Source organism: Cellulomonas sp. APG4 (assembly GCF_009996735.1).
Lineage (GTDB): Bacteria > Actinomycetota > Actinomycetes > Actinomycetales > Cellulomonadaceae > Actinotalea.
Genome location: NZ_JAACYI010000009.1, coordinates 38,501 through 55,031 on the forward strand (window position 1 = coordinate 38,501; position 16,531 = coordinate 55,031).

Annotated in this window: 19 protein-coding genes; 11 read left to right on the forward strand and 8 right to left on the reverse strand. The window is 72.8% G+C overall.

The window, feature by feature from the left end; all coding sequences use genetic code 11:
* Positions 1–384: 384 nt before the first annotated feature.
* The 3 genes from GXB85_RS08495 to GXB85_RS08505 all read left to right on the forward strand — a co-directional run bounded on the left by GXB85_RS08495 (position 385) and on the right by GXB85_RS08505 (position 2,157).
* Positions 385–1,164 (forward strand): hypothetical protein, encoded by a 780-nt coding sequence (locus GXB85_RS08495; RefSeq protein ID WP_161917218.1) that lies wholly within the window; start codon positions 385–387, stop codon positions 1,162–1,164.
* A 63-nt stretch (positions 1,165–1,227) separates the two neighbouring features.
* Positions 1,228–1,683 carry a hypothetical protein gene (locus GXB85_RS08500; protein ID WP_161917219.1) on the forward strand — a complete coding sequence of 152 codons (456 nt, stop codon included), beginning with the start codon at positions 1,228–1,230 and terminating at the stop codon, positions 1,681–1,683.
* Positions 1,684–1,734: 51 nt separating this feature from the next.
* Positions 1,735–2,157 (forward strand): hypothetical protein, encoded by a 423-nt coding sequence (locus GXB85_RS08505; protein WP_161917220.1) that lies wholly within the window; start codon positions 1,735–1,737, stop codon positions 2,155–2,157.
* Between the two features lie 38 nt (positions 2,158–2,195).
* Here the strand turns inward: GXB85_RS08505 and GXB85_RS08510 are convergent, their stop codons facing one another.
* The 3 genes from GXB85_RS08510 to GXB85_RS08520 form a co-directional block, all read right to left on the reverse strand.
* A complete protein-coding gene (locus GXB85_RS08510) occupies positions 2,196–2,696 on the reverse strand; it encodes a hypothetical protein (RefSeq protein ID WP_237728102.1) in 501 nt (166 codons plus the stop codon).
* 73 nt (positions 2,697–2,769) lie between these two features.
* Positions 2,770–3,921, reverse strand: coding sequence for a hypothetical protein (locus GXB85_RS08515; protein ID WP_161917221.1), 1,152 nt, complete (start codon positions 3,919–3,921; stop codon positions 2,770–2,772).
* Positions 3,922–3,923: 2 nt separating this feature from the next.
* A complete protein-coding gene (locus GXB85_RS08520) occupies positions 3,924–4,214 on the reverse strand; it encodes a hypothetical protein (RefSeq protein ID WP_161917222.1) in 291 nt (96 codons plus the stop codon).
* Positions 4,215–4,431: 217 nt separating this feature from the next.
* Here GXB85_RS08520 and lgt point away from each other — a divergent pair, with 217 nt between their 5' ends.
* The 6 genes from lgt (at position 4,432) to GXB85_RS08545 (ending at position 10,413) form a co-directional block, all read left to right on the forward strand.
* Positions 4,432–5,340 (forward strand): prolipoprotein diacylglyceryl transferase, encoded by a 909-nt coding sequence (lgt, locus tag GXB85_RS08525; protein ID WP_161917223.1) that lies wholly within the window; start codon positions 4,432–4,434, stop codon positions 5,338–5,340.
* A gap of 788 nt (positions 5,341–6,128) precedes the next feature.
* Positions 6,129–6,806 (forward strand): hypothetical protein, encoded by a 678-nt coding sequence (locus GXB85_RS17825; RefSeq protein WP_202627752.1) that lies wholly within the window; start codon positions 6,129–6,131, stop codon positions 6,804–6,806.
* Positions 6,807–6,985: 179 nt separating this feature from the next.
* Positions 6,986–7,483 carry a sigma-70 family RNA polymerase sigma factor gene (locus GXB85_RS08530; RefSeq protein WP_202627753.1) on the forward strand — a complete coding sequence of 166 codons (498 nt, stop codon included), beginning with the start codon at positions 6,986–6,988 and terminating at the stop codon, positions 7,481–7,483.
* The gene (locus GXB85_RS08535) at positions 7,467–8,540 is read left to right on the forward strand and encodes a hypothetical protein (protein ID WP_161917225.1); all 1,074 of its coding nucleotides are present in this window, start codon (positions 7,467–7,469) and stop codon (positions 8,538–8,540) included. Before GXB85_RS08530 ends, GXB85_RS08535 begins: the two co-directional genes overlap by 17 nt.
* Positions 8,537–9,568: an ABC transporter ATP-binding protein gene (locus tag GXB85_RS08540; RefSeq protein WP_161917226.1), complete on the forward strand. Its 1,032-nt coding sequence runs from the start codon at positions 8,537–8,539 to the stop codon at positions 9,566–9,568. The genes GXB85_RS08535 and GXB85_RS08540 overlap by 4 nt, the downstream gene beginning before the upstream one ends.
* Positions 9,565–10,413 (forward strand): ABC transporter permease, encoded by an 849-nt coding sequence (locus tag GXB85_RS08545; RefSeq protein WP_161917227.1) that lies wholly within the window; start codon positions 9,565–9,567, stop codon positions 10,411–10,413. Before GXB85_RS08540 ends, GXB85_RS08545 begins: the two co-directional genes overlap by 4 nt.
* Before the next feature lie 34 nt (positions 10,414–10,447).
* Here GXB85_RS08545 and GXB85_RS08550 read toward each other — a convergent pair whose 3' ends face one another.
* Genes GXB85_RS08550 through GXB85_RS08560 form a run of 3 tightly spaced genes read right to left on the reverse strand, consistent with a single transcriptional unit; the run spans position 10,448 to position 12,624 of the window.
* Positions 10,448–11,386: a hypothetical protein gene (locus tag GXB85_RS08550; protein WP_161917228.1), complete on the reverse strand. Its 939-nt coding sequence runs from the start codon at positions 11,384–11,386 to the stop codon at positions 10,448–10,450.
* On the reverse strand, positions 11,355–12,023 hold the full coding sequence (locus GXB85_RS08555; protein WP_161917229.1) for an ATP-binding cassette domain-containing protein: 669 nt from the start codon (positions 12,021–12,023) through the stop codon (positions 11,355–11,357). Before GXB85_RS08555 ends, GXB85_RS08550 begins: the two co-directional genes overlap by 32 nt.
* Positions 12,024–12,075: 52 nt before the next feature.
* A complete protein-coding gene (locus GXB85_RS08560; RefSeq protein ID WP_161917230.1) occupies positions 12,076–12,624 on the reverse strand; it encodes a hypothetical protein in 549 nt (182 codons plus the stop codon).
* 377 nt (positions 12,625–13,001) lie between these two features.
* Between GXB85_RS08560 and GXB85_RS08565 the strand changes: the two genes are divergently transcribed.
* Positions 13,002–14,339, forward strand: coding sequence for a hypothetical protein (locus tag GXB85_RS08565; protein WP_161917231.1), 1,338 nt, complete (start codon positions 13,002–13,004; stop codon positions 14,337–14,339).
* 47 nt (positions 14,340–14,386) lie between these two features.
* On the opposite strand, the gene GXB85_RS08570 is transcribed toward GXB85_RS08565, so the two are convergent.
* Positions 14,387–15,241, reverse strand: a complete 855-nt coding sequence (locus tag GXB85_RS08570; RefSeq protein ID WP_161917232.1) for a hypothetical protein — start codon at positions 15,239–15,241, stop codon at positions 14,387–14,389.
* A gap of 219 nt (positions 15,242–15,460) precedes the next feature.
* Here GXB85_RS08570 and GXB85_RS08575 point away from each other — a divergent pair, with 219 nt between their 5' ends.
* Positions 15,461–16,135, forward strand: a complete 675-nt coding sequence (locus tag GXB85_RS08575; protein ID WP_370524103.1) for a hemolysin III family protein — start codon at positions 15,461–15,463, stop codon at positions 16,133–16,135.
* Here GXB85_RS08575 and GXB85_RS08580 read toward each other — a convergent pair.
* Positions 16,117–16,500 carry a DUF4440 domain-containing protein gene (locus GXB85_RS08580; RefSeq protein WP_161917233.1) on the reverse strand — a complete coding sequence of 128 codons (384 nt, stop codon included), beginning with the start codon at positions 16,498–16,500 and terminating at the stop codon, positions 16,117–16,119. The two genes, GXB85_RS08575 and GXB85_RS08580, sit on opposite strands and share 19 nt — an antisense overlap.
* Positions 16,501–16,531: the final 31 nt, after the last annotated feature.

Genomic DNA, 16,531 nt, shown 5'->3' on the forward strand with positions numbered 1-16,531 from the left:
GGCACCGCGACGGCATCGTGCTCGTCGCCGATATGCGCCACCTCCTCGACCCCGACAGCGCCGAGGCGCACGCGGTGGAGACGCTCGCCAGGATCGCAGCCACGCGCCTCGACGCCAGGCGCCCACTTGGTCGGCCGTCCGTCCTGCTCGTCGTGACCCACGTGGACCACGATCCAGCCTGGCGTCGACGAACCCGGCCGCGTACATCGTCGGTCTCCGAGACCGCCCGGCGGTCAGGGCGATCAACCGCTCGCTCCGCATCTCGGACGTGGCCGCCGTCGACCTCACGGCGAGCTCCGCGCGTGAGGCTCTACGGCACGCCATCCGAGAGCTGCTGGACATGCGCGACCAGGCCGGGGCGGCCGCGCACGAGGAGGTCGACGAGTGAGCCAGCACCTTCCCGCTCGCTGGAGCGAGCGCCAGCTCCTCGTCGTGCTCACACCGGAGGAGGCGGTCGCACGCGACGAGGCCCGCCGGCGCGACCTCCCGCACGGGACGATCACCGTCGCGGCCCCCTACTTCGGCGACGACGCGCGCCTGGCCCGGCTCGAGGAGCGCGGCCTCCTGCGCCCCGGAGCGGTGCTCATCCAGAACCCCATGGACCGCGACGCCTACGTGCCCGACGACGACGCGGACGTGCGCCTCGCGGCGGAGAAGGCGATGCACTTCGCCGCGCTGTGCCAGGTGCTCGGCGCGCGCCGGGTCGCGGTGACGTCGATGAAGACCACCCACGTGGACGTCGACCGACGCGCAGACGCGAGCGGGGCCGCGCGAGGCGTCACGGCGGGGCTGGACATCCACGGCGCGAACGTCGACAGCCTCGCCCAGAAGATCGACCTCGAGATCACCTTCCCCGGCTCGCGCGAGCCAGACCTCGTCGCAGGTCGAGAGCTTCTCGCCCGCACGGGACTCGAAGGCGACTCGACCCTCGCCAACCTGCTCGAGTCACGCGGCTACCAGCGGAACCCCGTGCTCCAGCGCGTGCTCACGGTCGACCTCACCGCCGAGAGCCGCCACGTGCTCGACAGCGCCGCGAAAGCACGGGCAGCGATCGGCCAGATGACCCTCAAGGGCGGACGCACGGTCAAGAAGAGCAGCTCGTACCGCGTGACCTACGAGGTGCAGTTCCCCGAGCCGCCGTCCACACCCGCAGGCGGTGATTAGGGCCGCACGCTGAGGGATCTCGGCGGCATGTGCTCGATGCGCCGCACTCGGTGCTCGGCCCCGATGACGGAGGGACTGGCCGGTCTGGATGCACACCACGACGCGAGCTCGGATGCGCTCGACCAGCGGGAACGCCTTCGCCCCTGGATCGGCGTCGGCCTCCGGTTCGGCACGGTCCTCTTCCTCGCCCTCGGCCTGCTCGGCCTTGCCGGGGAGTGGGCGTTCGGGCTCGACGGCCCCGGATTCACGCCGATGGGCATCGTCGCAGCGGCGACGGGGGCCCTCGCGTACGTGGTGGTCAACGCGGCGAGAGAGCGGCGGGCAGAAGGGCGCCCGCCGCGAGCCCTGGGCGGGGAGGTCCTCGGCGTTGTCGCCGTCTGTGCCGCCGGCGTGGTCGTACTCCTCCTCGCCGGCGGTCTGGAACCGGTACGCGTGCCGCTCTGGTCGGTGCTCGCGCCGCTCGCCGTGGGCGTCGCGTGCGCGCTGGTGGGGAGAAGGTTCGCAAGTCCCGACGCCTGAGCAGCGCGGCCTCGCCGGAGGCCACACCCACTCCATGGAGAACCACCCCTGATGACCTCACCGACGCGCAGGCTCGTGGGCGCCGCGCTCGCCATCGCCACGCTGCTCGGCGCCACCGGCTGCACCGCATCCGACACCGACGCGGAGACGGCGACCGGTGCCGGTGAGCAGGTGACCGCACCCTCCGGCGACGTGGTCGCCACCCTCACGGAAGGCACCGAGCAGGACGGCGTCGCCATGCTCGACGTCGTCGTCACCGACGCCGACGGGACCGAGCTGTTCCGCACCCCCGAGCCCTACAGCTCACGTCACGGCGTGCTCCTGGCCTGGCAGTCCGACGACGACGTGCTGTGGGTGCTCTCCTCCGACGTCGGCACCTCGCGCATCGACGACAACGGCGACGGGTGGACCCAGACCTGGCTCACCCCCGAGACCCGCGACACCATGCCCGAGGAGATCGCCGCCCTGCGCTGAGAGCACCGGCGGCCGACCACAGCGGAGGCGCGCCTCCCTCACTCACCGACGATCACCAGCACGACGTCGTCCCCCGACTGCTCGAGGTATGCCGTCGTCCGCCAGCCGCCGTCGGAGAACGCCTCGTCCAGCTCGGGCCCGACCAGCAGCTCGGCAGGGACGTGCGTCGCGAGGTCGTCCACGACCTCGGGCCGCCCCGACGCGGGCGCGAGGTCCAGCGTCGCCCGCAGCTCGTCAGCGGCTCCCGGCGGGAGGGTCACGACGGCGTCGATCCAGTACAGGCTCGGCCCGGGCACGTCGTCAGAGCCCAGCGTCCCGCTGAACCAGACCGCCCCGGCCGCACCCTGCAGCGTCGGGATGCGGGTGGTCAGCGGTTCCAGGTCGGTCCGCTCCCGGCCGTCGCCGGACTTCTCGGCCTCGCTCGGCATGGTGGTCCTCGGGTTCTCGGGTTCGGTCGATGGTCCGATGCAGGCGGTGGTCCCCGTGACGAGCAGCAGGGCGACACCCGCGCCGGTCAGCGCCCGGGTGCGCGCGCTCACCGCGACTCCTCCGGCTCGGGCGCGGAGACGACCGGAGCCGACGGGTCGCCGAGCTGCCACGTCACGGTGCGTGTCACCTGGCCGCTGGTCGGGAACGGCTTGGCCCACCCACCTCGGTGAACCGCCCGTTCTCGTCGTCCGGGGCGCCGCTGGCGATGTCCGCCTGCCCGCGGTTGAAGTTGTAGTAGTCCTCGGCGTGGACCGTGACGACCATGGTGACGGTGTCCCCCGACACCGTGACGTCGCCGCTGCTCCACTGCTGGTAGCCGCCGACGGTCTTCTGCCAGTTCTCCGTCTCCGGGTACGCCGGTGCGCTCGCGGCGTCACCGGACATGCTGAAGGAGGTGTGGCCGCCGTCGATCAGCCGCTGTGCCCCGGCCACGGCCCGTGCGATCTCCGCGTCGACGTTGCGCGCGATCGCGGGGTCCTCGCGGATCGCCTCCTCGTAGTCGATATGGAAGCGGTTGCCGGTGTTCGACCAGTAGTGGTCGTAGGCGTCCAGCGCGTCGTCCAGGTCACGTCGCAGCACACGCGCGCCGCCCATCTTCGCCTTCCACTCGGCGGCGGAGGCGTAGTCACCCGGACCGGCGTCGTCCGAGTTCCACACGTAGTCCTCGTCCCAGGTGATCTGCGGACGAGTCGGCGGGCCGAGGACGAACTCCTCACCGCCGGCCGCACCAGGGGCCTCGCCCATGGGTGGCGCGCCCTCGAGCAGCGCACCCGGGTCAGCCACGCCGGACGACGACGCGAGGGCGAGCGCGAGGGCCTCATCCGCCTGGTCGAGGCCTGCCAGTCCCTCGCCGATCGCCGCGGAGTAGGTCTGCGCGGCCCGCAGGCGCCGCACCCACTCGGCGATGTCGAGCCCTGCGAAACGCGGCCGCACCCGGCCGGCATCGTCAACCCACAGGTCCTCACCCTGCGCGGCGGCCACCAGGCCCAGCACGTGGGTGCGCAGCGTGGCGAGCTCCTGGGCGGCGCGCTCGACGGCATGCGCGGCCGTGATCCAGTCCTCGGCGACCGTCAGCGTCGCCCGACGCTGCTCGATGACGCGCTCCCGCGCTCGGTCCGCTGCGGTCCCCTGCCAGTCGGTCGCATGCGTGTCGAAGTCCCGCACCAGTCCGTCCGCGGTGGACTCGACCACGCGGGCCGCGGTGAGCAGCTGGCTCGCGGGGGCGCCCAGCTGCCCAGGGGACCAGGTCCGCAGCACCGAGATAGTCGGACGCACCGTCAGCCACCCGCCTTCGAGCCGAACGACTGCGCCTGGCTGTGGTCCGTCGCGTCGTAGGTGGAGCTCGTCGCGGTCATCGTCGACGCGAGCCCTTGCACCGCGCGGGCCGCACCCTGGACCCGCTCCGCCTGAAGCTGCCCGACCTGCCCGGCAACCCACGCCGCGCGAGATCCCGGGAGGCTGCGCCCGACATCGGCGAAGGCCTGTGGCCCGTGGGACCGTGCGAGCTCGTCCGCAGACGCCGCCCACCGCCCTGCCAACGCGCGCAGCCGCGCCGTCGTGACGCTCATCGAACCGGACACATCGCCACCTCCCCCTGCGCGGCCGCAGCATATCCGAGGCGGTGAGAAGCGCTCCGGGTCGTCCCGGGTCACCGCTGGAGGACGGTCGCCCACCTGCCCGGCCAGGACCCCGACGACGACGACGGGCGCATCCACCGCGTGACCCTCGCTCCGCCCAGGCCCCCGAGCGGCCTACGCTCGGGATCGGCCTGCAGAAGGAGCCCGCATGCGTCTCGGCATCCCGAGTCCCGACCCGTCCTGGGCGTCGTTCTCGGTCGGCCCCCTGACCCTGCACACCTACGCGCTGTGCATCCTCGCGGGCATCGTGGCGGCGGTGTGGCTCACCTCGCGCCGGCTCACGGCCCGCGGGGGCCACCCGGACGCCGTGCTGGACATCACCATGTGGGCGGTGCCGTTCGGCATCGTCGGCGCCCGGATCTACCACGTGCTCACGCACTGGGGCGACTACTTCGGCGCCGGTCAGGACCCGCTGAGCGTCCTCTACATCTGGGAGGGCGGCATCGCCATCCTGGGGTCGCTGATCGGGGGAGCCGTCGGTGCGTGGATCGGCTGCCGCCGGGCGGGCATCCGCCTGTGGTCCTTCGCCGACGCCCTCGCCCCCGCCATGCTCCTGGCCCAGGCGCTCGGACGCCTCGGCAACTGGTTCAACCACGAGCTGTACGGGAGCCCGACCACGCTGCCGTGGGGCCTCGAGATCCCCGCGAGCAACCACGCCTTCCCGCCCGGCCTGCCCGCAGACACGTTGTTCCACCCGCTCTTCCTCTACGAGATGCTGTGGAACCTGCTGGGCATCGCGGCGATCCTGCTCCTCGAGAAGCGGTTCGCCCTGCGCTGGGGCAAGGCCTTCGGCGTCTACCTCATCTGGTACGGCGCGGCCCGGGTGTGGCTGGAGATGCTGCGAATCGACCCGACGAGCGTCACGCCGCTCGGGCTGCCCGCCAACGTCTGGGGCGCGCTGGCCGCCGTCACCGTGGGGGTCGCGATCATCGTCGTCCAGTCCCGTCGGCACCCCGAGCCCGAGACGTCGGTGTACCTGCCCGGCGGCGAGCCCGCGGCGGCTGCCGAAGCAGAGGCTCTGGGGAACGGGACGAACGGCTCCGGCTCACGCCTATAGCGTCGCATCGCACTGAGCGGCGGTGCGTTGTGCAGGTACGTGCACAACCGCCCTTGTGCAGGTACCTGCACATGCCGGTGTCGTCCAGTTCTCGCGCACTAGCGGGACGGACCAGCAAGCAACGGCTCGACGCCCCCGGCCTCATCGGGCGAGTCTGAGCTCCCCACCGCACACGCGGCCTGGACGTCGCCCGCCGCGCGACTGACAGCCTGGAGGATCGGCACCGCAACGCGAGTGGCCGACCGGACCTCCGGCTTCAGGTCACGGCACCCCGCAGGGGGAGACCCGCTCCAGTGGGAACCGATCACCAGCTCTCAAGGCTCACGCTCGACACGTCGATAGCAGGGGGGCTACACAGTGCCTCAACAGACCTCTCCCGCGCGGGCCCAACTCTCGCATCCAAAGGAACAACGATGGCAACGCGCTTCAATCCCCCACCTGGCTGGCCACCTGCACCGGAGGGATGGGTCCCGCCGCCCGGCTGGCGGCCGGACCCTGCGTGGCCTCCAGCACCCCCCGGATGGCAGCTCGTCGTCAACGATGCACAGGACGGCACGGGCCCTTACGGCCCGATGCGCACCGGAGTCACGGCTCCACATGGTGTGGCCTCCTCCTCGTCGCACGGCGCTCCGACAACGGCTCCTCGCCCTTGGCATCAGCGCACGGGCGTTCTGCTCGCGATCGGGGCAGTGCTACTCGTGGGCTCTGGTGCGGCCCTCGCCGCCCTTGCAGCAGCGGGTGGCGGTGCGAGTGTCTCGGCAAACACCGGGGACGCCGATACGCCCGCGGTGAGCCAGCCCCACGAGACCTCTACGGATGCAGGAGCGGCAGCCCCGGACGAGGCCGCCGAGGCGGCTGCACAGGCCGAAGCAGAAGCGGCCGAGCAGGCCGAGGAGAAGGCCGCCGCACAGGCTGAGGCGGAAGCCGCCGCACAGGCTGAGGCGGAAGCGGCGGCTGCGGCCGCCGAGGCCGAAGCCGCCGCTGTCGCCGCCTACGGCGAGCAGCCAGCACTTCAGAAGGAGTTCGTGGCGGCCGTCGTCGCAGCCCAGAACGCCGCGCGCGATGCGGCCAACGACCTGCAGCGGGGGGCCGCCAAGGCCGAGCGGGACCAGGCCATCTGCGCTCTGCTGCCCGCGAAGGCCGTCAGCGGGTGGACAGGGAAGATCACTGAGATCGACGCCAATGGTGACGGCAAGGGCATCTTCACAGTTGAGGTGGCTGAGGACGTCGAGATCGGGACGTGGAACAACGCCTTCTCGGACTTCCAGGACGACACGCTTGTCGAGCCGTCGTCTCCTGTCTTTACCAGCGGGCTCTCTCTCGAAGAAGGCCAGCTCGTCCGGTTCTCAGGCACCCTCGTAGCCGACTCCAGCGACGGCTGCCTGCGCGAGTCGAGCTTGACGCTCCGGGGTGGCCTTGAGAGTCCGTCGTTCATCTTCCGCTTCTCGGAGCTCGCTGGCCTGTAGGCGCGTCCCGCGCCGATATCGGGACGCCACACCACCTCTCTCGTCCCGAGGCGGCACCGGCCGGGGCGTCGCCTGCAGCCCTGAGGAAGCGGCGTCTGTACCTACCTCCTCACCGCCTCCTCACACACACTCCGCGCCGCTGTGTCACATCCACGCCGCCGGTGGTGCTCAATAGGCATGTGCACACCGGCCGCGCGGACCTCGAGCAGGTCTTCCGCACCACCTACCCGCGCGTGGTGGGCGTCGCGACCCGCGTGCTCGGCTCACCCGACGAAGCCGAGGACGTCGCCCAGGAGGTCTTCCTCTCCTTCGCCCGCACCACGATCCCCGCGGCCGAGGCACCCGGCTGGCTCGCCGTGGCCGCCGCCCACACCGCGCTCAACCACCTGCGCGGCAACCGCCGTCGGGCAGCCCGCGAGCTCCGTGCCGACGACGGCGTGCGCACCGCTCCCGACGTGGCCGACGACGTCGTCGTGCTCGACGAGCGCCGCCGCGTCCGCGCGGCCCTCGCCCGCCTGCCTCGACGGCAGGCCGTCGCCCTCGTCCTGCGTCACAGCGGCCTCAGCTACGCCGAGGTCGCCGCAGCCCTCGACCTCTCACCCGCGAGCGTCGGCACCACCGTGCGCCGCGCCGAGCACGCCCTACGCAAGGAGCTGAACGATGCGCCACCTCCATGACGGCACGCTGCGTCGCCTGGTCGACGAGCCCGCCTCCGTCACCGACGCCGACCACACCCACCTCGCCGCCTGCGCCACCTGCCGCGACGGCCTGCAGTCCGCGCGCGACGACGCCGCCCGGGTCGCCACCGCGCTGGATGCACAGAGTGAGGCGCCCGACGTCGACCGTGCCTGGGCTCGCTTCTCGGCCGCGGCCGACGACGGCGCCCCGGCGCGCGCCTCCCGCACCCTCTCGCCGTGGCGCGCCGCGATCCGCAAGCCCGTGGTGGCCGCCGTCGGCGTGGGCGTGGTGCTCGTGGGTGCCGGTGCGGCCGCCGCAGCGGACTGGCTGCCGATCTTCCGCACCGAGCAGATCGAGCCGGTCACGGTCACCGAGGCCGACCTCGAGGGCCTGCCCGAGCTCTCCGCCTACGGCGACCTCGAGCTGCTCGAGGGCCAGGAGCCGCGCGAGGTGCCCGACGCCGCGGCCGCCGCGGAGGCCAGCGGGCTCGACGTCCCCGAGGTCACCGACCTGCCGCGCGGGGTCACCGGCGATCCGACCTACCAGGTGATGGACGACGTCAGCGCGGTCTTCACGTTCTCGGCCGACGACGCCGCCCAGGCCGCCGAGGCTGCCGGTGGCACCGCGCCGCCGCCGCCCGCGGGCCTCGACGGCAGCGAGTTCCGGCTCACCGCGGGCCCGGGCGTCGCCGCCGTGTGGTCCGAGGCTCGCGGCATCCCGACCCTCGCCATCGCGCGCGGCGTCGCGCCGAGCGTCGACTCCTCCGGGGTCCCGTTCGCCACGGTCAGCGACTACCTGCTCTCCCTGCCCGGCGTGCCCGACGGCCTCGCGGAGCAGCTGCGCACGTTCGAGGACGGCACCACGCTGCCCCTGCCGCTGCCCGCGGACATGCTCGAGAGCTCCGACACGGACGTCGACGGCACCCCCGCCACCCTGCTGACCTCGAGCGACGGCACCATGGCCGCCGTCGTCTGGGTGCAGGACGGCGTGGTGACCGTCGTGGCCGGCACGCTCAGCACCGACGAGGTGCTCGCCGTCGCGCACGGGCTCGAGTGAGCGAGTCGACAACGGCCCTGCCCGTCGCCCCGGCCGTCTGGGCCTCAGGCCTGCGCAAGCGCTACGGCAAGCGTCCCGCCGTCGACGACGTGTCGTTCACGGTGAGGCGTGGCGAGGTGGTCGGCCTGCTCGGCCCCAACGGGGCGGGCAAGACCAGCGTCATCAAGATGCTCCTCGGCCTGGTCAAGCCCGACGCGGGTGAGGTGCACCTGCTCGGGCGCCCCGGCAGCGACCCGGCCGCCCGGGCGCGCGTCGGCTACCTGCCCGAGCTGTTCCGCTACCAGCCGTGGCTCACCGCGACCGAGGTGCTCGACCTGCACGTGCGCCTCGCGGGCATCGACGTCCCGCCCGCGGAGCGGCGTGAGCGGCTGGCCCTGGTGGGCCTGGCCGAACGCACGGCCGACCGGGTCTCGACCTTCTCCAAGGGCATGCAGCAGCGCCTCGGCCTGGCCGTCGCGCTCGTCGCGCGGCCCGAGCTCGTGGTGCTGGACGAGCCGACGAGCGCGATGGACCCCGTGGGCCGCGCCGACGTGCGCGACATCGTCCTCGCGCTGCGCGAGGCCGGGGTGGCCGTGCTGCTCAACTCCCACCTGATCGGCGAGGTCGAGCGGGTGTGCGACCGCGTGGTGATCCTCGACAAGGGCCGCGTCGCCGCGTCCGGGACTCTCGCCGAGCTGCTCGGCGCGCGCTCGCTGCGCCTCGAGCTGGACGCCGTCGGGCCCGAGGCGCTCGAGCGCCTGGCCCGCGACGGCGAGGTGTCGCACGACGGCGCCGTGGTAACCCTCGCGCTGTCGCCCGAGGCTCAGGGCCCAGGCGCGGTCCCGGACCTCGTGGCGGACCTGATCCGCCTGGGGGTGCGCGTGCACGCCGTCGAGCCGGGGCGTGTGAGCCTCGAGGACAGGCTGCTCGGCATCCTGCGCGGCGGCGCCGCGGCCGACGGCGACGTCCGCTCGGCCGGCGACGGCGCCAGGGCGCAGTCCCGCAGCGCCACGGCACACTCCGCCGCGAACGAGGGGGCCGAGGCATGAGCGCCGTCCTGACCATCGCATCCCTGACCCTGCGCGAGGCCGGGCGTCGTCGGGTGCTGCGCGCGCTCATCGTGCTCACCGTGGTGCTGCTCGGCCTGAGCGCCTGGGGCTTCTCGCGGCTGACGGCCGAGACCGACCTCGGGGCGCTGACCACGGGTGAGGCGCGCCTGGTCGCGTCCCAGCTGCTCAACCTCGTGATGTACGGGCTGAGCCTGATCGCTGCGTCCGGGACGGCGTTCCTCGCCGGGCCCACGGTGGCCGGGGAGATCGAGTCCGGGATGGCGCTCGCGGTCGCGGCCCGCCCGGTGCGGCGGGGGTCGATCCTGCTCGGCAAGTGGCTGGGCCTGGTGGGCTTCGGCGCGGGCTTCGTCACCGTGGCAGGGCTCGCGCAGTTCGTGATCGTGCAGGTCACGGTCGGCTACTGGCCGCCCCAGCCGGTGATCGCGCTCCTCCTGCTGGCGGCGCAGACGGCGATCCTGCTCACGCTGGCACTGCTGCTCTCGACGTTCCTGTCGCCCATGGCGTCCGGGATCGTGGCCGTGGGGCTGTTCGGCGCGACGTGGATCGCGGGCGTGGTCGGTGGCATCGGGGACGCGCTCGGCAACGACAGCGTCGCGCTCGTCGGGACCATCTCCCGGATGATCCTGCCGACCGACGGGCTGTGGCGCGGAGCCATGTACGCGCTGCAGGACCCGACCGTGCTCGGGGCGTTCGGCGAGCAGATGGCGGGTTTCCCTTTCCTCAGCCAGGCGGCGCTGAGCTGGCCGTACCTGGGCTGGGTGCTGCTGTGGGCCGCGCTGGTGCTCGGTCTCGCCACGACGGTCTTCCACCGGCGGGACGTGTAGGGGGCTGAGCCGCGGCGCGCCCGTCCCGGTGGCGTCAGCGAAGCCTGACCGACCGCGCACTGAGGACGACGACCACGGCCGCCGCCGCCAGGTAGCCGACCAGGACGCCGAGGGCGGCGCCGTCGGCGATCGGGATGGGCGGCCGCATCTCGAACTGGCCCCAGAAGTCGTAGACGCGAGACCCGAGGACGGCCACGAGGTTGCGCGGGTCCCAGCGGGACACGAACGGCAGGAGGAACAGCGCCAGTGCGGCGAGGACCATCGGCCACGACGCCGATCGGGTGACCACACCGACAGCGTACCCCACGACGCCGAAGAAGGTGCACACCAACGTCGTCATGCCGAGCTTGAGCACGAGCGGAGACGTCGACTCCGGCCGGACCAGGTCGTAGCCCATCTCCTGCGTGAGGCCCGCGACGGTGGGAGATATCGCTGCCGCGGCGGCCAGCGCGAGCAGGGCGGCAGCCAGTGTCGCGCCGACGGAGATGACGACGAGCGTGATCATCTTCCCCGTGACGACGCGGACCCAGCGCTCCCGCGAGGCTCGGAACGAGAGCGTGCCCGAGGTGCGGTCGTAGGTGGCCAGGCTCGCGCCGAGGATCAGGAAGAGCAACGGCGCGAAGATGAACGTGACCAGGTCCAGCGCGGTACCCACCATCGCGGTGCCCTGCAGCGCGTGGACAGCCTCGCTCACCTGCAGGTAGTCGTACTTCAACGGGTTGTCGATCGTCTGCATCGCCCCGTCCCCGGTGATGGTGAGGGGTGCGCTGAGCGCGTCCTCGAGCAGGATGCCGTTGCGCTCGTAGGTGACGACCTGCCGCTCGAAGAACGCGTGGGCGGAGCGGGCGCTGCTCAGCGAGCCGCTGGTGGCGACCGCGACGCCCACGGCGACGACCGCCAGGACGACGAAGAGCCGCTTGGCGTAGAACAGGTACCGGAGCTCAGCGACCAGCGCTCGGGTAGTGCTCGTCATAAACCCGCGCAAGATCGATCCTCCTCTCGGGGTGCTGCGGCGACAGGTCGGTGCGCGTCACCGTGCCGTCCTTGAGGACGAAGAGGTTGTCCACGACGTCGTCGTAGAACTCCAGGTTGTGGCCCGTGACGATGAAAGTGGTCGTCGCCGCCCGGGCCCGGATGTCGGCCTTGAGCCGATGCATCGTGTCGCGGTCGAGCCCGTTGGTCGGCTCGTCCAGGACCACGAGCTCGGCCCCGCTGTTGAGAGCGGCCGTCAGCGCGAGCCGCATCCGCTCACCGTGCGAGTAGCCCTTGACCTTCCGGCGCAGGACGTCGCGCGAGAGGTACACCGAGGAGCCGCCGACGCTCTCCGGGGAGAGGACCTTGAGGTTCTGCATGCCCGTGAGCGCAGCATGGAACGGGGCGTGGTCGAACACCGGGCACACCCGCCGTGCCGCCGGGTCGATCGGCGCGCCCTCCCAGGTGATGGAACCGCGGTACCGGTGCAAGCCGAGGATGCACCGGATCAGCGTGGTCTTCCCCGCTCCGTTCGGCCCCATCAGGAAGTTCACGGAACGGGCAGGCATCTCGACCGTCACTGCGTCGAGCACGGCCGTGCCACCGAACCTCTTGGTGACGTCCTTGATCGCCAGCATGCCGCCCCTTCCTGGGGGCGTCGCCACGGCGACGCCCCCAGGCCTCGAAGATTCAGTCCGACCAGGCCGACCAGGCACCGTTGTGGTTCACCGACAGACGGTGGACGTAGTCGGTCGAGTAGACCTTGACGTCACCCCACGGCGTCGGGACGCCCGCCCCGATCGTGTTCTTCGCACGGAACCTGTCGTTCTTGGCCGTGTTGTAGTACCGGCTGATCCCGTTGTTGCGGGCGACGTTCGGGAAGATCCAGCCCGCCTGCTGGTACGCGTCGGTCCACGTGACCCGGGACCAGTCGTACCCGAAGTCGACGTTGTCGCGGGTCCACATCAGCGCCGAACCGCGGTAGTACGAGGCGCGGCGTGACCCCGTCGCCGCGGTGGTCGCGCCGGGCGACGAGAGCCGGCCCAGGCGTGCGGCCGCGACGGTGCCCTCACCGACCTGGGCGCCCTCGGCGAACGACTCGATGGCCTCGAGCTGGGCCTGCGAGAGTCCGTCGACCGTGGTGAGGTCGTCGACGGGAATCTCCTCGGCCGCGGAGGCGGCCTGAGCGGGCAGCAGGCATGCCGCCGCGGTGACTGCTGTGACCAGAACCTTGCGCATGACGTTCCCCCATGTGTCGATCCCATGCAGAAGACGCCCCGAGTCACCGGAGCGCCACGCGCACCAACCCCCTGCCTGCGTGCCGCCCCATCAAGCCGTCAAGACGACGTTGTCATATGGCCGAGTCTCACGCGTCACTCCAAACCTAACAGCACGACCTGTAGCGGGGCGACTGGCGTTCGTCCGCCAGGTCGACGAGGCGATCGGAGCCCGAGGAGCTCACGGACTGTAGCGTTGGCCTCGTCACCAGGGCTTCTGCGAGGCGAATCCCCAACTGACAGGCCCGCGTACCGCAGGCCCGACGGCGTCGCCGTCGTCCCCCTGTCCCTCTTGGGCCCATGAGGGCGGCACAGGGCGGGGGCTCTAGGGTGACGGCCATGCCCGGCGCCCCTCGCTCCCTCGCGGCCCGCCTGCTCACGCTCGGCCTCGTGCTGCCCCTCGCCGCGTGCGGCAGCATCAACCGCGGTGACCAGCTCTCGACGGACTTCGTCACGTGGATGCGGGACGCGGACGGCGTGGCCGACGTGACGGCAGGCGGCACCAACCTGCTGCCGTGGGCCGGCAGCGCCACCGGCGTGGTGACGCTCGAGGCCGACCTCGACGAGGCCGCCGTCCGCGGCGTGCTCGAGCACGCCGATGCCTTCCCCGATCGCGACGAGGTGGACGTCGCCGCCGTGTACGCGGCAGGCGGCTTCACCGGCACCTTCGACGTGCCGCGCGCAGAGCAGGAGCGCGAGGCCGTGCTCGAGGCGGTGCTCGACGCCGCCGCACTCCCCGCCGCCGAGTCCCTCACCCTGGGCCCGCCCGCGGACGCGGACGCCGATCCCGACAGTGGCTGCGAGTACGTCCTCACCGTGACCGACGACCCGGTGGGCCGCTACGACGAGGCCGCGAGCGCGCTGCTCGGTCCGGGCAGGCCCTGCCCCACGCTCGAGGTCGCCACGCCCGACGGCGCCGTCACCGTCACCGCGCGTGAGGGCGAGGACCTCACGGGAGCCCGCGCCGCGCTCGACGCGGTCGCGACCGCCCATCCCGTGACCGAGGCGCACCTGACCCCCGAGGCCGTCGAGGTGCGCGTGGACGCGCCGCGCTCACGCGAGGTCACCGCGACCGCGAGCGCCGCTGCGCCCGGCGTCGCCGTCGTCGTCCAGTTCGGGATCGTGACGGCGGACGGCGCGTCCCCCGCAGCGCTCGCTGTGGCGGACGCCGCGGCCGCGAGCGGTGCGGCCCTCGAGGTGCACGCGGCGAGCCTCGTGACAGTGGACGTACGTGACGTCGCGGCCGCGCTCACCGCGGACGCCGCCGTCCGCGCGCTGCCCCAGGCCGCCGAGGTGCCGGTCGAGTACCGCACGGCCGACGACGTCTTCACGCTGTCGACCGACGACGGCCCGCTGGCCGACGACGCCCCGCTGCTCACCGCCCTCACCGCGACGCCGCTGCGTGAGCGCGTCGAGTCGGTCCATCGGCGCTCGGGCTGGCTCCAGGTCATGACGGACGACGCGACGACCGCCGACGACGCGCGTGCCCTCGGCGCGACGTGCGCGCACCTGCCGGTGGGCACCGAGCTGCGCCTCGTCCTCGGCGACCTCGACGGCTTCGACGTCGAGCTGCGGGCGGACGGCCCCACCGAGCCCGACTTCCACGCGCCCGACCACGAGGACGCCGGCTCGCCGCTGGTGCGTGCGTTCGACGACGCCTGCCGCGGCGCGCGCTGACGATCCCGCACGACGCGCGCGCTCGCGTCGCCGTCGTCCCCCTGTCCCTACCGGGCCCCCTCACGGGGCCCGCGCACCGTGCCGTCGGCCAGCGAGATCGCCTGCTCGGTGCCGTCGGTCGTCACGACCAGCTCGACCTCGGTGCACCCCGTCGGGACGGACAGCACGAGGTCCGTGACCACGTCCGAGTCCGTCCTCGTGTCCGCCGGGAGCGGCACCACGCCCACGTCCGCCCCCTCCACCCGGGCGTGCACCGCGACGTCGACCGCAGCGGCCCCCGGGGCCGGCTCGCTCACGAGGGTGGTGAGCAGGAACTCCCGGCCCTCACCCGCGCGCATCGGGTGCGCGTCCTCGTCGGTGCGCAGGTAGCTCACGCGGCGGACGCCCGTCACGCCGATCGTGCGGCTCGGCGTCACCAGGCGTCCGGTGAGCTCCACGTACGGCTGGGCGAGGCCGTAGGGGTCCAGCTCGTAGCCGTTGATCGCGACGTACGGCTGCTCGACGGCGGGCAGGGTCGCGAGCCACGCGTCGTGGTCGTCCACGACGGCGTGCGCACGGCCGTCGAGCCACGCCTGCAGCCGCGAGCGCCGTGCGGGGTCCGCGAGCGCCGGCGGCGCCGGGGGCACGGTCGAGACGACGACGGCGTAGCGCTCACCGAGGGCCGTGAGGTCGAAGCCCGGCAGCGGTGGCGGACGGAAGTCGAGCACGCTCAGCAGCACCGTCCCGCCGTCGTCGGTCTCGTAGGCGCAGGGGCGACCGCCGCCACCGCTCCGGTAGGTCAACCCGACGCCGAACAGGTCGCCGAGCTCGTCCTCCGTGCCGAACGCAGCGGTGCACAGCGCCTCGGCCTCGCCCGGGCCGGCCTTGCCGAGGGCGTGGAAGTCGATGGGCCCGCTACCCACGGCGGGTTCCACCGCCCGCATCCACGCCCATGCCTGCCCTCCGGCCACGTCCGCCGCGGCCGTCGGCAGTGCGCCCGGCCCGTCGACCACGCACGCTAGCGCCGGCGGCCTGCGCCGACGGCGCCTGATCATGCACCGGGCACGCGACGCCGCACCTAGGCTGACGGTGTGCCGCCTGACGCGGCACCGGTCTGCCCGGACCGTACCGAGGAAGGCATCGTGACCACCCAGCTGAGCAAGGACGGCAGCGTCCACGTCACCGACGAGCGCATCAACACCGTCTCGCACCTCGCGGCGACGTGCTTCGCGCTCGTGGGCTCGGCGTTGCTGATCTCGCAGGCGGGCGCCCAGGGCGACCCGTGGAAGATCGTCGGGTTCAGCGTCTACGGCTTCTGCGTGGTCATGCTGTTCGCGTCGAGCACGCTGCACCACGGCCTCGACCGCGGGCCGCGCGTCAACGAGGTGCTGCGCACGCTCGACTACGACTCGGTGTTCCTGCTGATCGCCGGCTCGGTGACCCCGCTGGTGCTCGTGCTGTTCCGCAACACCTACGGCACCACGGTGCTGAGCGTGGTGTGGGCGATCGCGATCGGCGGGATCGTGCTGCGGTCCCTCGTGCGCGACCTGCCCAAGTACGTGACGAACACGCTGTTCATCGTGCTCGGCTGGATGCCGGTGCTGCTGGTGGGCGCGGGGGTGGACCTGCCGTTCGGCGCGTACGCGCTCATGGCCGCGGGCGGGCTCGCCTACAGCGCGGGCTTCGTGATCTTCGTGATCGAGCGCCCCAACCCGGTGCCCGGCGTGCTCGGCTTCCACGAGATCTGGCACGTCATCGTGGTGGTCGCCGCGCTGCTGCACTACCTGCTCATGTACTTCTACGTGCTGCCCGCCTGAACGTCGTCGGGCACGCCGTCCACCACGCGCGAGCCCTGGTGGAAGCGCAGGCGCCACCCCGCCTCCGCGTCCCGCACCCACAGCGAGCTGCGCATCGACGCGATACCCCCGGCCGCGACGCGGTAGGTCACCAGCACGACGTCGTCCGCGAGCGCGACGGCCTCGAGCCCCTCGGGCTCACCGAACAGGCCCGGGTCGCCCGCGAGCATCGCGACGAGCTCGGCGTGGTGGCCCACCTGCCCCGACGGCCCGAACTCCACGACGTCCGGGTGCAGCAGCCCCTCGACGTCCTCGGGCGTGCGCGCGGCCGGGTGCAGCACCATGCGCTCGCGCCGGACGACCTGGTCCAGCTCCTCGTCCCCCATGGGGACCATCCTGACGCAGCGGCTCAGGCCG

What these genes read in the sequence shown, in the direction of transcription:
- GXB85_RS08500 (WP_161917219.1), top strand. Translation starts at nt 1,228, where the DNA reads ATGACGGAGGGACTGGCCGGTCTGGATGCACACCACGACGCGAGCTCG.
- GXB85_RS08535 (WP_161917225.1), top strand. Translation starts at nt 7,467, where the DNA reads ATGCGCCACCTCCATGACGGCACGCTGCGTCGCCTGGTCGACGAGCCC.
- GXB85_RS08580 (WP_161917233.1), bottom strand. Translation starts at nt 16,500, where the DNA reads ATGGGGGACGAGGAGCTGGACCAGGTCGTCCGGCGCGAGCGCATGGTG.
- GXB85_RS08555 (WP_161917229.1), bottom strand. Translation starts at nt 12,023, where the DNA reads ATGCTGGCGATCAAGGACGTCACCAAGAGGTTCGGTGGCACGGCCGTG.
- GXB85_RS08505 (WP_161917220.1), top strand. Translation starts at nt 1,735, where the DNA reads ATGACCTCACCGACGCGCAGGCTCGTGGGCGCCGCGCTCGCCATCGCC.
- GXB85_RS08565 (WP_161917231.1), top strand. Translation starts at nt 13,002, where the DNA reads ATGCCCGGCGCCCCTCGCTCCCTCGCGGCCCGCCTGCTCACGCTCGGC.
- GXB85_RS08550 (WP_161917228.1), bottom strand. Translation starts at nt 11,386, where the DNA reads ATGACGAGCACTACCCGAGCGCTGGTCGCTGAGCTCCGGTACCTGTTC.
- lgt (WP_161917223.1), top strand. Translation starts at nt 4,432, where the DNA reads ATGCGTCTCGGCATCCCGAGTCCCGACCCGTCCTGGGCGTCGTTCTCG.
- GXB85_RS08560 (WP_161917230.1), bottom strand. Translation starts at nt 12,624, where the DNA reads ATGCGCAAGGTTCTGGTCACAGCAGTCACCGCGGCGGCATGCCTGCTG.
- GXB85_RS08520 (WP_161917222.1), bottom strand. Translation starts at nt 4,214, where the DNA reads ATGAGCGTCACGACGGCGCGGCTGCGCGCGTTGGCAGGGCGGTGGGCG.
- GXB85_RS08545 (WP_161917227.1), top strand. Translation starts at nt 9,565, where the DNA reads ATGAGCGCCGTCCTGACCATCGCATCCCTGACCCTGCGCGAGGCCGGG.